The organism is Maribacter algae (genome assembly GCF_047345745.1).
Lineage (GTDB): Bacteria > Bacteroidota > Bacteroidia > Flavobacteriales > Flavobacteriaceae > Maribacter.
The window spans coordinates 89,184-101,944 of record NZ_JBLFES010000005.1; the positions used below are offsets into that span (position 1 = coordinate 89,184).

Annotated in this window: 14 protein-coding genes; 13 read left to right on the forward strand and 1 reads right to left on the reverse strand. The window is 36.9% G+C overall.

Going from position 1 to position 12,761, the window contains the following annotated elements; genetic code table 11:
* Window positions 1-53: 53 nt before the first annotated feature.
* The 5 genes from ACKWBX_RS16880 to ACKWBX_RS16900 all read left to right on the forward strand — a co-directional run bounded on the left by ACKWBX_RS16880 (window position 54) and on the right by ACKWBX_RS16900 (window position 5,156).
* Complete coding sequence (locus tag ACKWBX_RS16880; protein WP_413969900.1) at window positions 54-260, forward strand: membrane or secreted protein; 207 nt, start codon at window positions 54-56, stop codon at window positions 258-260.
* 42 nt (window positions 261-302) lie between these two features.
* Window positions 303-860 carry an RNA polymerase sigma factor gene (locus ACKWBX_RS16885; RefSeq protein WP_413969901.1) on the forward strand — a complete coding sequence of 186 codons (558 nt, stop codon included), beginning with the start codon at window positions 303-305 and terminating at the stop codon, window positions 858-860.
* A gap of 96 nt (window positions 861-956) precedes the next feature.
* Window positions 957-1,832, forward strand: a complete 876-nt coding sequence (lipA, locus tag ACKWBX_RS16890; RefSeq protein ID WP_413969902.1) for a lipoyl synthase — start codon at window positions 957-959, stop codon at window positions 1,830-1,832.
* A gap of 91 nt (window positions 1,833-1,923) precedes the next feature.
* Window positions 1,924-2,934 (forward strand): type I glyceraldehyde-3-phosphate dehydrogenase, encoded by a 1,011-nt coding sequence (gap, locus tag ACKWBX_RS16895; RefSeq protein WP_413969903.1) that lies wholly within the window; start codon window positions 1,924-1,926, stop codon window positions 2,932-2,934.
* Window positions 2,931-5,156 carry a tetratricopeptide repeat-containing hybrid sensor histidine kinase/response regulator gene (locus ACKWBX_RS16900; protein ID WP_413969904.1) on the forward strand — a complete coding sequence of 742 codons (2,226 nt, stop codon included), beginning with the start codon at window positions 2,931-2,933 and terminating at the stop codon, window positions 5,154-5,156. The genes gap and ACKWBX_RS16900 overlap by 4 nt, the downstream gene beginning before the upstream one ends.
* On the opposite strand, the gene lpxK is transcribed toward ACKWBX_RS16900, so the two are convergent.
* Complete coding sequence (gene lpxK / locus ACKWBX_RS16905) at window positions 5,137-6,144, reverse strand: tetraacyldisaccharide 4'-kinase (protein ID WP_413969905.1); 1,008 nt, start codon at window positions 6,142-6,144, stop codon at window positions 5,137-5,139. The genes ACKWBX_RS16900 and lpxK overlap by 20 nt on opposite strands.
* 50 nt (window positions 6,145-6,194) lie before the next feature.
* On the opposite strand from lpxK, the gene ACKWBX_RS16910 reads away from it, so the two are divergent.
* The 8 genes from ACKWBX_RS16910 (at window position 6,195) to ACKWBX_RS16945 (ending at window position 12,684) form a co-directional block, all read left to right on the forward strand.
* Window positions 6,195-7,289, forward strand: a complete 1,095-nt coding sequence (locus tag ACKWBX_RS16910; protein WP_413969906.1) for a Nif3-like dinuclear metal center hexameric protein — start codon at window positions 6,195-6,197, stop codon at window positions 7,287-7,289.
* A 2-nt stretch (window positions 7,290-7,291) separates the two neighbouring features.
* Complete coding sequence (locus ACKWBX_RS16915) at window positions 7,292-8,071, forward strand: zinc ribbon domain-containing protein (RefSeq protein WP_413969907.1); 780 nt, start codon at window positions 7,292-7,294, stop codon at window positions 8,069-8,071.
* A 136-nt stretch (window positions 8,072-8,207) separates the two neighbouring features.
* Complete coding sequence (locus tag ACKWBX_RS16920) at window positions 8,208-8,582, forward strand: DUF4174 domain-containing protein (RefSeq protein WP_413969908.1); 375 nt, start codon at window positions 8,208-8,210, stop codon at window positions 8,580-8,582.
* 1 nt (window position 8,583) lies between these two features.
* Window positions 8,584-8,934: a DUF2834 domain-containing protein gene (locus ACKWBX_RS16925; protein WP_413969909.1), complete on the forward strand. Its 351-nt coding sequence runs from the start codon at window positions 8,584-8,586 to the stop codon at window positions 8,932-8,934.
* Window positions 8,935-9,046: 112 nt separating this feature from the next.
* On the forward strand, window positions 9,047-9,691 hold the full coding sequence (locus tag ACKWBX_RS16930; protein ID WP_413969910.1) for a flavin reductase family protein: 645 nt from the start codon (window positions 9,047-9,049) through the stop codon (window positions 9,689-9,691).
* Window positions 9,681-9,830: a DUF2256 domain-containing protein gene (locus tag ACKWBX_RS16935; protein WP_413969911.1), complete on the forward strand. Its 150-nt coding sequence runs from the start codon at window positions 9,681-9,683 to the stop codon at window positions 9,828-9,830. The genes ACKWBX_RS16930 and ACKWBX_RS16935 overlap by 11 nt, the downstream gene beginning before the upstream one ends.
* Window positions 9,831-9,848: 18 nt before the next feature.
* The gene (locus ACKWBX_RS16940) at window positions 9,849-11,141 is read left to right on the forward strand and encodes a DASH family cryptochrome (RefSeq protein WP_413969912.1); all 1,293 of its coding nucleotides are present in this window, start codon (window positions 9,849-9,851) and stop codon (window positions 11,139-11,141) included.
* A gap of 10 nt (window positions 11,142-11,151) precedes the next feature.
* Window positions 11,152-12,684: a cryptochrome/photolyase family protein gene (locus ACKWBX_RS16945; RefSeq protein WP_413969913.1), complete on the forward strand. Its 1,533-nt coding sequence runs from the start codon at window positions 11,152-11,154 to the stop codon at window positions 12,682-12,684.
* The last annotated feature ends 77 nt before the right edge of the window (window positions 12,685-12,761 follow it).

Genomic DNA, 12,761 nt, shown 5'->3' on the forward strand with positions numbered 1-12,761 from the left:
TTTAAAGCCCCTTTTAGGGGCTTTATTTTTATATCTTTGCTTAAAATTTTTGAATGAAACTGATATTTCTAACAATCGGACTTTTAAGCTTGGCCTTTGCAGGAATCGCTATTAAGATTTGGGCCAAGAAAGATGGAAAATTTGCCGGAACCTGTGCAAGCCAGAGTCCTTTTCTGAACAAGGACGGAGAAGCCTGCGGCATGTGCGGAAAACTTCCCACGGAGCAAGATTGCAGAAAAGATATGATTTCCGATAACTAGTTTTAGGTCCTCTTTCAAAAAGCAGTTGCTAAAAAATCCTTCTTGGATAAAACCGAAGACATACTAGAAACAATCAACAAAGCTAAAAATGGCAATCAAATTGCCTTTAGTAGGCTGCTGGACACATTTTGGAACGATGTTTACGGATTTCAACTAAAACGCACCGAAAATGAAAACGATGCGGAGGATATCACCATCCAAACATTTTCAAAGGCTTTTGACAAAATACATACTTACAACGATAGTTATGTATTTAAAACATGGCTTATTACCATTTCAAAAAATATACATATAGATTTAGTTCGAAAAAGAAAGCGTAATCTTTTTGATGCACGTCACGGAGGGGATGAAATCAAAAAAGTACTGGATGATGCCCCCTCAATGGAAGACCAACTGATCAAAGAACAAAATCTTGCCAATTTATTGCAGGATATCAAAAAATTAAAACCACATTATCAAGAAGTCATTAATCTTAGATACTTTAATGAATTAAGCTATGCGGAAATAGCAAATAGCTTGAACGAACCTGTAAACAATATTAAAGTCAAGTTGTTAAGGGCAAAAAAATTACTCTCCGAAATCATTCGGAACAAAAGATAGATAGTACCTCATCAGAAGCTTTTCCCCTACCCTACACTAAGCTTAGGTCTCACTTCAAAGATTTATTTAGTTCGTATATTTGTATAAAAAATAAGCATGTCCGTAGCAGTTAAAGAAAATGTAGCTCCACCTAAAGGAAAACCAAAATGGCTTAGGGTAAAACTTCCAACGGGAAAGAAATACACTCAATTGCGCGGTTTGGTCGAAAAATATGACCTGCATACGATATGTACTAGCGGAAGCTGTCCCAATATGGGCGAATGTTGGGGAGAAGGAACCGCTACTTTTATGATTTTAGGGAATGTCTGTACACGCTCCTGCGGTTTTTGCGGGGTAAAAACAGGAAGGCCTGAAGATGTGGACTGGGCGGAACCGGAAAAAGTGGCACGTTCCATAAAAATAATGGGAATAAAACATGCTGTGATCACCTCTGTAGACAGGGATGATTTAAAGGATATGGGCTCCATCATCTGGGCAGAAACGGTGAAAGCTATCAGAAGAATGAATCCTTCAACTACTTTAGAGACACTTATTCCTGATTTTCAAGGTATCGAAAGACATTTGGACCGAATTATCGAAGTCTCGCCAGAAGTAGTTTCACATAATATGGAAACCGTAAAAAGATTGACCAGAGAGGTCCGTATACAGGCAAAATACGAGCGCAGTTTGGAAGTATTGCGATATCTTAAAGAAAACGGAATCAACAGGACCAAGTCCGGTATCATGTTGGGACTAGGCGAACTAGAGGAAGAAGTCATTGAAACCATGAACGACCTAAGAAATGCCAATGTAGATGTAGTAACTATTGGCCAATACTTGCAACCATCAAAAAAACACCTGCCTGTCAAGGAGTTCATTACTCCCGAGCAATTTAAAAAGTATGAAGAAATTGGTCTGGAAATGGGTTTTAGACATGTAGAAAGTGGTGCCCTGGTCAGGTCTTCCTACAAAGCGCACAAACACATTCAATGATCATCTGCTGATAAAAATAATTCCGACCTCGTCAAGATAGTTTATCGTTCTTTTATTGATGGGTTAACATCTATTTATTATAGTTTTAGCTATGCGCAATGTTAGAATAGGTATCAATGGTTTTGGAAGAATTGGCAGAACCCTCTTTCGTTTGCTCCATGCACATCCGCATCTAAATGTGGTCGCAATAAATGATTTGGCCAATGCTAAGACTTTGGCGCATTTACTAAAATATGATAGCATACACGGCACTTTCCCAAAGGATATTTTCGCCAAAGAAAAAAGTATTTTGGTCAATGGAGAGGAAATACACTTGACCAATCATCCGCATCCCAAAGAAATAAATTGGAAAACAAATGCAGTAGACATCGTAATAGAATGTAGCGGTAAGTTCAAAACAAGGACAATTTTAAAACATCATTTGGAAAATGGCGCAAAAAAAGTCATTCTATCCGTACCTCCTGAGGAAGATGACATAAAAATGATCGTTTATGGCATTAATGAGGAAACTTTAGAATCCCAAGATGATATTGTCTCCAATGCCTCCTGTACTACTAATAACGCGGCTCCCATGATAAAGGTCATCGACAATCTTTGTGGTATAGAACAAGCTTACATTACTACTATCCACTCCTATACGAGTGATCAAAGTCTGCACGACCAACCCCATAGGGACTTAAGAAGGGCAAGAGCGGCATCTCAATCCATAGTTCCTACCACAACGGGAGCTGCAAAGGCATTGACCCATATTTTTCCAGATTTAGCCAATGTTATAGGAGGCTGCGGTATACGTGTTCCGGTTCCAAATGGGTCGTTAACCGATATTACCTTCAATGTGAAAAGAAATACGAGTATTGAAGAAATAAATGATACATTTAAGAGAATTTCCGAAAACGAGCTTAAAAATATTCTTTACTATACCGAAGACCCAATAGTATCAATCGATATAAACAATAGTTCTTATTCTTGTACGTTTGATTCTCTGATGACCTCTGTTATTGGAAAAATGGTAAAAATCATAGGATGGTATGATAACGAGACCGGGTATAGCAGTAGAATAATAGATTTATTAAATTTCATGGTCAAGAGAAATTACATTTGAAGTCAGTCATACAACATAACGTCTTTAGAAATTTATCGCTCTTTTTGCTGTTTTGGGCAATGGCTACAATGGTTTGGTCTCAAGATTCCCTTACCCACACAAACATGGCCAGCTATTTTGAGGAAGCCAGAAAATTCCGAAATCAAGATAAAATAGACCTTGCATTAAAAAAACTTGACCAAGCTGCCAGTGAAGCGGAAAAAAACGAGAATGTAAAGGCTTTGATAGATACATATCATGAATTGGCCATTTTATATCTTAAACTGGACAAAGAAAGTGACACTCAGTTTTACTGGGACAGGGCCAGTGTTCTCTTAAAAGATGTAGCGTATCCATATGGCGACGCCATACATAAATATGTAGAAGCAATACTTTTATACAGGAGCGATCAAAATTTTCAGGCATTGTTCATGTTGAACGAAGCCAAGCAACTGAACAATGATAGAAATTTTTTCAATAATATTTTATTGGCAGAGGCGCATGTGTACCTAAGCTTGGAAAAATATGAAAGTGCCATTAAAAATTTTAATTCCTTAGTGGTAAATACCGATGTACGCGAGCCAAATTATCTATCCACAAGGGCTTATATGGGGCTTGCCAAGCTTTATTTTAAGACCGAAAATTTTGATGAAAGTGTTAAAAATGCGGAGAGTGCCTTAAAATTGGCGAATACATACGGTTTTGCGAAAGAAAGTAAGGAAGCTAACCAATTACTGTCCTCGTTATATGAACGTTTAGGTTTATATGATAAAGCCCTCGTGAATACGAAGAACCTAAGAATAATAAACGATTCGATATTCAATGTCGAAAAGTTAAAAACCGAGGTGCGTACCGCCGATATTATTAGGGACAATCAAAAAACAGACATTATACGACAGCAGGAAACGAAAATCGAAGAACTTACCGAATCACAAAACCGCTCGGAAATTACAGCTATCCTTACTTCTGCTTTTCTTACCATTATTTCGCTTTTAGCGGTTTCACTTTATAGAAACAACCAGATAAAATTAAAAACCAACGACCTTCTTCAAACAAAGAATAAAGAATTACAGACTGCCCGAGATGGTGCCGTGCAAGCAATGGAAGCCAAAACAAATTTTCTATCAACGGTAAGTCACGAGTTACGCACCCCGTTATATGCGGTAACGGGTCTTACGCACCTGCTTCTAGAGGAAAACCCTGCAGAACATCAAAAAGAGCATCTAAAGGCATTAAAATTTTCCGGAGATTACCTTCTAAACTTCATCAACGATATTTTGCACATCAATAAAATTGATGCCAATAAAGTTGAGCCGTTGAACATGGAATTCAATCTTAAAAAGGTAATCAATGAGGTGATAGATTCCCTGAACCAAAGTGCGAAGGCCAATAACACAAAAATAATACTTGAGTATGATAAAAGCATACCAAATCGCCTGTTCAGCGACCCATTAAAACTATCCCAGATTTTTATGAACCTCATTGGAAATTCCATAAAGTTCACAAAAAATGGCGAGGTTACCGTGATTGCCAAACTAAAAAACAAAGAAGAAGATACCGCTCGGCTCTACTTTGAAATAAAAGATAACGGAATAGGCATTTCAAAAGAGAAACAGCAAAGTATTTTTGAAGGTTTTGAACAAGGGTCTATTCAGATCAACAGAGAATATGGAGGTACAGGTCTAGGACTTACCATCGTAAAAAGTCTTTTAAAGTTATTCAATAGCCAAATAGAATTAAAAAGTACGCTTGGTGAAGGCAGTTCCTTCTTTTTTGAAATAGAAGTTAAAAGTATTGATGGTGTAGCCGAGGAACAAGATATTGCGTTTGAAATCACCAAACAAGATTATACTTTTAAAGGGTTACATATCTTGATTGTAGAGGACAATAAGATAAATCAGGTCATCACAAAGAAAATGCTCTCCAAAAAAGATATTACCTGTGATATTGCCAGTAATGGCGAAGATGCGGTAGTCATGGCCAAAGAAAATACCTATGACGCCATTTTAATGGATATCCATATGCCAGGCATCAGTGGTGAAGAAGCTACCATACAGATTCGAAAATTCGATCAGCAAACACCTATTATCGCTTTGACCGCCATTTCATTGGATGATAGTTTGGAAAGCTTCTATGCAGCAGGATGCAATGATGTGGTCACAAAACCTTTTAAGCCGGAAATCTTTTATCAGAAAATTGGCGAGAACATTTTTGATAAGAAAATTAAGAACGCGGCTTCATAAATTCATATAACTTTTCTTGGAGCATTGATAAACCATCAAACAAAAAAGCATGCTTCATCGGTATGTAGGCAAGATTTGAAAGTTCTGTTTTTAAGCGTACAAAATCTTTTTCGGTAGTGATGATCCGTTCTTTTGTTTTTAGTAGATCAAGCTCCTTTTCCGTAAAAAAATGATGGTCGGGAAAGTTAATATGTTCAAATAAAATATCATTTAGGCCAAGATACTCTATCAGCGGTCTAGGATTGGCAATACCGGTGACCAAACTCACTTTGCTATTCTTAAATTCGGAGAGTAGGTGTTCTCCTTCCGAACCATATAATACTTTGCTATAGTTTAAATAAGTAAACAATACTTTTTGGTTTTCACTAGGTTTTAATACTGTGATGATTTTTTTGGCTTCTTTCTCGGAAAGTTGCTGAGGGCATTTGGTAACAATAATTAAATCAGCACGTTTAGCGGCGTTTTTACTATCACGAAGATTTCCGGTAGGTAAGTACCAATCATTGCTGTATAAATCACCGTAAGAAGTAAGTAGGATAGAAAAATCCGGTTTCACTTTCCTATGCTGAAACGCATCATCCAAAAGAATTATGTCCGGGTAAATATTTTCTTCCAACCAAGAAATTCCGTTTCGCCTATCCGCATCCACAGCGAATGTAACTTCAGGAAATTTGGAATACATCTGAAAGGGCTCGTCCCCTAAATCGGTTACGGAACTGGTTTCGTCGGCCAGCATAAAACCTTTGGATTTTCGCTTATACCCCCTACTCAATACGGCTAGTTTGAAATCAGTTTTCAATTGTGCGATCAACAATTCGGTCATCGGTGTTTTTCCCGTACCGCCAACACTCAAATTACCGATACAAATTAAAGGCGTGTCAAAAGATCGTGATTTAAAAACACCCGAATCATAAAAAAAATTCCGGAGATAGACCACAAGGCCGTAAATTAATGATATGGGAAAAAGAAGTTTTCTAAAGCGTGGCACAGGAACGAAATTATAATATTTTATCTTTGATTACCTTATTTTTATTAAAAATGACAGTAAACGAAATTGCACAGGTTATCGAGGAATTGGCACCTTTGGATTATGCAGAGGATTTTGATAACGTGGGACTTCTCGTTGGTAATAAAAATGCAGAAGTTCATGGAGTTCTTGTGACCTTGGATACATTGGAAAATGTAGTAGAAGAAGCAATTTTGCATCAATGTAATCTTATTGTCAGCTTTCATCCAATCCTATTTAACGGTCTTAAAAAAATTACAGGAAAGAATTATGTGGAGCGTGTTATTTTAAAAGCAATTCAGAATAATATTAGCATATATGCGATACACACAGCTTTGGACAATTGTTTTGGAGGAGTAAATGCCAAAATCTGTGAGACACTCGGATTGACCAACAACAAGATTCTAATTCCCCAGGAGGGGAGCATAAAAAAATTAACGACTTATGTTCCCGTTGAAGAAGCATCCCCTCTAAAGGATAAACTTTTTCAAGCAGGTGCAGGAAATATTGGCAATTATAGTGATTGTAGCTTTTCCGTGGAAGGTATGGGCAGCTATAAGGCCGATCAGGAGGCCAACCCTACTAGAGGGAAAATAGGTAAGACACATTTGGAAAAGGAAACCTTAATTTCCGTGACCTTTCCAAAACACAGGGAAATAGCTGTTATTCAGGCACTTTTGGAAAATCATTCTTACGAAGAAGTAGCCTATGAAATAATGACCTTGGAAAACAAGAATCAGCAAATCGGGATGGGAATGATCGGAACCCTGAAAAAACCTATGACCGAAACGAACTTTTTGAATCACTTGAAAAAAAGTATGAATACAGAAATGGTCAGACATTCCAAATTATTGGGAAAATCAATCCAAAAAGTAGCTGTTTTGGGCGGCAGCGGAGCCTTCGCCATAGGAAATGCAAAAGCAGCGGGAGCAGATATTTTTGTGACGGCAGATGTCAAATACCATCAATTTTACGAGGCAGAAAATCAATTGGTAATTGCGGATATTGGACACTTTGAAACTGAGCAGTTTACAAAAAATCTTTTAGTTGATTATCTTACAAAAAAAATTCCTAATTTTGCAATCCGTTTATCGGAAAGTATAACAAATCCCATCAAGTATTTTTAAATATGGCAAAAAAAGAAGAATCGTCCGTAGAAGTTAAATTAAGGGCATTATATGACCTGCAATTAATTGATTCTAGGGTAGATGAGATACGCAATGTGAGAGGTGAATTACCACTGGAAGTCGAAGATTTGGAAGATGACGTTCTTGGCCTAAAAACGAGAATGGATAAATTAAAGACAGATTTAGAGACTATCAATTTTGAAATAGGGGCCAAGAAAAACCTTATCGAAGAGGCAAAAGCACTTATAAAAAAATATACCGAACAACAAAAAAACGTTCGTAACAGTAGAGAATTCAATTCGATCAGCAAGGAATTGGAGTTTCAAGAACTCGAAATTCAATTGGCCGAAAAAAACATAAAGGAATTCAAGGCGCAAATAGAGCAAAAGAAAGAGGTCATTGCGGAAACCAAGGAACGTCTTGGAGAGCGGGAAACACATTTAAAACACAAAAAAAGTGAATTGGATGCTATCCTTTCCGAAACCGAAAAGGAAGAAAAGGCATTGCTTTCGGAGTCCGAAAAATATCAGGACAAGATTGAGGAAAGATTAGTAAAAGCTTACGCACGTATTAGAAGTAATGTAAAAAACGGTTTGGCCGTAGTGCCGATTGAGAGAGGAGCTTCAGGCGGTTCTTTCTTCACTATCCCGCCACAAGTTCAAGTAGAAATTGCTTCTAGAAAAAAGATTATTACAGATGAGCATAGTGGCAGGATCTTAGTTGATCCTACGCTAGCGGAAGAAGAACAGGAAAAAATGCAAAAACTTTTTGCTAAACTCTAGTAAAAAGCACATATTTTTAAAAAAGCCATTCATATAAAGTGAATGGCTTTTTAGTTGTTTTAAAGTTTACCTTTATGGAGTGATTTTAGCAAGAAAAATAGTACTTACATTTTTATTGGTTTCGTATCAGCTAACAATGAGTCAGGATTTAGAATCATATCGTTGGAAAAATAGAATAATACTCTTGGTAGCTCCGGAGATAGACAACAATGGCCTTGAATCACAATTAACGGAATTTAATGCCAAGAAAACGGAAATGGATGATAGGGTCATAAAACTCTTTCTAGTCACCCCAAAATCCACATACAGGACCAATATGGAAGCTGCTACCCTCAGCGCCTCAAAAGTTTACACTGCCCTTAATATAGATATTGATTTTGCCGGAATAATTTTAATTGGAAAAGACGGTGGCGTTAAACTTAAAGAGTCCTTTACAATAAAAGTTAAGGATATTTTCAACCTGATTGATAGTATGCCCATGCGACGCCAAGAAATGAAAAACAAAGGCTAACATGAAACCAAGATTCACTGTAATAGAAATTGTCCTTTTACTATTATCCCTAATAGGTATCGCTGCTACTTGGTACTTTAATATCCTTTTCTACTTTACTATAGAAAATACTTCTATTGCTAATTTCATAGCACTGGCAAATGCCACACTTCCGGCAAAATCCATAAGTGCAGATATTAGTGTAGTAGCCATTACTTTCTTGATTTGGATGGTGTACGAAGCTAGAAAGCTGAAAATGAGGCATTGGTGGCTTTTTATTCCACTAACTTTTTTGATTGCAATCGCATTTTCCTTTCCATTATTCCTTTTCTTTAGAGAAAGAAAAATAAGGGCCTTAAACAACCCTGTTTAGACCAAATACAAAATTTACGTATCCATAAAAAAGAAGGAAAAGGTATATTTTATAACTGTATTAACTTATTTTGTTTAAGTTATTTTTAATTTTATAGAACAAAATAAATTTAATGCTTCACTTTTCTAATACCGACCTCGACCAGTTAACCTCTAGATACAGGGCCAATCTTATTAACAGTTGTACCGGCTACAAGTCCTCTAATCTTTTGGCGACAAAATCCAAGGAGGGCATTTGCAATTTGGCCATTTTTAATTCTATTGTCCACATAGGCAGCAATCCGGCCATGCTGGGGTTTATTTTACGTCCGCTAACTGTACGCAGAGACTCTTATAGCAATTTTAAAACATCTGGCTATTTTACCGTAAACCAGGTGCATAAAACAATTGTGGAGGATGCTCACCATACCTCGGCCAAATATGAAAAAAATGTCTCCGAGTTTTCAAAAACCAAGCTTACGGAAGTTTACTTGGATGATTTTCAAGCCCCTTACGTTGCTGAAAGCCATATAAAAATTGGATGTTGTTATCTTAACGAATATGAGATAGAGGAAAACGGTTGTTTATTGATTATTGGCGCCATCGAACACATTTACCTTCCTGAGGCGACAATTCATAAAGATGGATGGGTACAACTGGACAAAGTGGGTACCATAACTTCTATTGGACTGGACGGTTATGCATTGCCACATTTGATAAATCGTTTCGCTTATGCCAAACCAGACGAAAAAACAAAATCATTCTTGGATGGCGCATAAAAAACAACATTTGCCCTCCAAAATTTGTCCTATTTGCGAACTCCCATTTATTTGGCGTAAAAAGTGGGAGAAAAATTGGGAAAATGTGACCTATTGTAGTGAAAAATGTAGGCGAAATAAATTGAAAAAACACGAATAGCTGGAAATCCAAAAACTTATGAATTTAGTTTGGTTTAGAAATGATTTAAGAGTTTCCGATAATAAAATCCTTGGCAAAGCCTGTGAAGGGGAACAGGTCATTGCGTTATACTGTTTTGACCCTAAGCAGTATGAATTATCCGAATATGGCTTTAAAAAAACAGAAAAATATAGGGCCCAATTTCTTATAGAAACAGTTAAGGAACTTAAAGAAAATTTAAAAAAATTAAACATTGCTCTTTTCGTTTATTATGAAAAGCCGGAAATAGCTATATCTAAACTGGCAAAGGATTACAACATAGAAAATATTTATTTACAAAAGGAATGGACAAGAGATGAAAACGAGGTTTTAAAAAATGTCAAGGAAAATATAACTACATCCGTAAATGTTATAGAAATCTTTGACCAATTTTTATTTCATCCTGAAGATATTCCTTATGAAAATTACCAACAGCTACCGGAAGTATTCACAAATTTTAGAAAAAAGTGTGAAAAATATAGTAAGGTAAGGCCTACGCTCCCTATTCCAAATCCCCTTCCCGAGCGCAACTTACTGGATAGCACTACTAAAATTCCCGGACTCCGAGACCTTGGCCTCAGTGATTTTGATAAGGATGCTAGAACCGCCTTTCCTTTTAAAGGTGGAGAGAGTAGAGCTATTGCAAGAATTAATGAGTATTTCTGGGAAACAAAGAAACTGGCCTACTATAAAAAAACCAGAAATGGATTGTTAGGTAAAGACTACAGTTCTAAACTCTCCGCCTGGCTGGCCAATGGGAGCATTTCTCCAAGAACTATTTATTGGGAAGTAAAACGTTTTGAAAAGGAAATCAAAAAGAATCAAGATACCTATTGGTTGATCTTTGAGTTGATCTGGCGAGATTATTTCAAATATATTTCCTTAAAACACGGTGATAAAATATTTCACCAAGGTGGAATCTTAAAAAAGGAATATGAATGGAACAATAGTTCAGAAGCATTGGAAAGCTGGATAAACGGTACTATCAATGAATCTTTTGTAAATGCCAATATGAGGGAACTTGCCCTAACCGGGTGGATGAGCAATCGCGGACGGCAGAACGTAGCCAGTTTTTGGTCAAAAGAATTAAAACAAGACTGGCGTGTTGGTGCCTCTTATTTTGAGAGCCTGTTGGTTGATTATGATGTGCATAGCAATTGGGGAAATTGGATGTACAATAGTGGCGTAGGCAATGACCCCAGAGACCGTAAATTCAATATTAAAAGACAGGCGGATATGTACGACCGTAACGGCGCGTTTCAAAACCAGTGGCTCCAAGAAACACTATTTTAAAAAAGATAAAATGAAGACAATACGATTAATATTGGGAGACCAGCTGAATCAGAAACATTCATGGTTCAATGATGTTGATGAGGATATCACTTATGTAATGGCAGAAATGCGCCAAGAGACAGATTATGTAAAACACCATATACAAAAGGTTGTGGCTTTCTTTCTGTCCATGCGCAACTTTTCAACGACACTCTCTGAAAAAGGGCATCAATTCATTTACCTAAAAATATCGGATGAGGATAATCCCCAAAATCTAGAAAAAATCATCACTACATATATTAATAAAACAAAGGCCGAAAAGTTTGAATATCAATTACCGGATGAGTACCGTCTGGATGAACAACTAAAAAATATTTGTGATGCATTGGATGTTGAAACAGAAGCCTTTGATACAGAGCACTTTTACACTACACGCTATGAACTAAAGGATTTCTTTGAAGGCAAAAAACAGCTCATCATGGAGAATTTTTACCGGACGATGCGAAAGAAACATGATGTAATGATGGTGAACGATCAACCAGATGGCGGAAAGTGGAACTTTGATCAGAGTAATCGTAAAAAGTGGAAGGGAGAACCTAAAATTCCAAATGAAAAAACCTTTGGGAAAAATATAGAGAATCTCATCACAGCAATAGAAAATGCAGAAGTTAAAACGTTCGGAAATATTAAACCCGATAATTTTAATTGGCCCACCACCCGAGAGGAATGTCTATCCGTACTTGAATATTTTTGTAAGGAACTACTGGTACATTTCGGAGATTATCAAGATGCCATGCATACAGAAGAGAAATTCCTGTTTCATTCTAGACTGTCTTTCGCCATGAACAGTAAAATGCTTTCTCCCAAAGAAGTAATAGATACTGTTTTGGACCACTACTACCAAAACACAGAGGCTATAGCTATTTCACAAGTAGAAGGTTTTATAAGGCAAATATTAGGGTGGAGGGAATATATGAGGGGCATCTATTGGAAAGAAATGCCAAATTATTCCACCTTGAACAAGCTTGAGAATCAAAACGAACTCCCTGATTTTTTCTGGACCGGCAAAACAGATATGAACTGTCTTAAACATTCCATTGGTCAAAGTCTTGATGAAGCCTATGCGCACCATATACAAAGATTGATGATCATCGGCAATTATGCGCTCTTGACGCAAATTCATCCTGATGAAGTGGACAAATGGTATTTAGGCGTTTATATTGATGCTATCGAGTGGGTAGAAATAACGAATACTAGAGGCATGAGCCAATTTGCAGATGGCGGTATTGTAGCCACCAAACCTTATGTGAGCAGCGCAAACTATATCCATAAAATGGGAAATTATTGTAGCGATTGTACTTATAGCCATACTAAAAAACTGGGGGAGAACGCTTGCCCTTTCAATGCATTGTATTGGAACTTCCTGGATGAAAAGAAAGAACATTTCAAGAACAATAACCGCATGGCAATGATGATGAGTTTACTGGATAAAAAAGATAAAGAAGAGCTATCCGAATTAAAGAAAAGAGCTCAAGCAGTAATTCAAAACCCCGATAACTTCTAGTTTAATATTTTTTTAACGAAAGTAAAAAATCCTTTTCCCGACTATTGTTCGTAGATAAATAAACTATTCCGCGAGAG

Excerpts from the sequence above, each read along its gene's own strand:
- ACKWBX_RS16925 (WP_413969909.1), top strand. The coding sequence starts at position 8,584 with ATGAAACCAAGATTCACTGTAATAGAAATTGTCCTTTTACTATTATCC.
- gap (WP_413969903.1), top strand. The coding sequence starts at position 1,924 with ATGCGCAATGTTAGAATAGGTATCAATGGTTTTGGAAGAATTGGCAGA.
- ACKWBX_RS16940 (WP_413969912.1), top strand. The coding sequence starts at position 9,849 with ATGAATTTAGTTTGGTTTAGAAATGATTTAAGAGTTTCCGATAATAAA.
- ACKWBX_RS16935 (WP_413969911.1), top strand. The coding sequence starts at position 9,681 with ATGGCGCATAAAAAACAACATTTGCCCTCCAAAATTTGTCCTATTTGC.
- ACKWBX_RS16945 (WP_413969913.1), top strand. The coding sequence starts at position 11,152 with ATGAAGACAATACGATTAATATTGGGAGACCAGCTGAATCAGAAACAT.
- ACKWBX_RS16915 (WP_413969907.1), top strand. The coding sequence starts at position 7,292 with ATGGCAAAAAAAGAAGAATCGTCCGTAGAAGTTAAATTAAGGGCATTA.
- lipA (WP_413969902.1), top strand. The coding sequence starts at position 957 with ATGTCCGTAGCAGTTAAAGAAAATGTAGCTCCACCTAAAGGAAAACCA.
- ACKWBX_RS16910 (WP_413969906.1), top strand. The coding sequence starts at position 6,195 with ATGACAGTAAACGAAATTGCACAGGTTATCGAGGAATTGGCACCTTTG.
- ACKWBX_RS16880 (WP_413969900.1), top strand. The coding sequence starts at position 54 with ATGAAACTGATATTTCTAACAATCGGACTTTTAAGCTTGGCCTTTGCA.
- ACKWBX_RS16930 (WP_413969910.1), top strand. The coding sequence starts at position 9,047 with ATGCTTCACTTTTCTAATACCGACCTCGACCAGTTAACCTCTAGATAC.
- ACKWBX_RS16920 (WP_413969908.1), top strand. The coding sequence starts at position 8,208 with ATGAGTCAGGATTTAGAATCATATCGTTGGAAAAATAGAATAATACTC.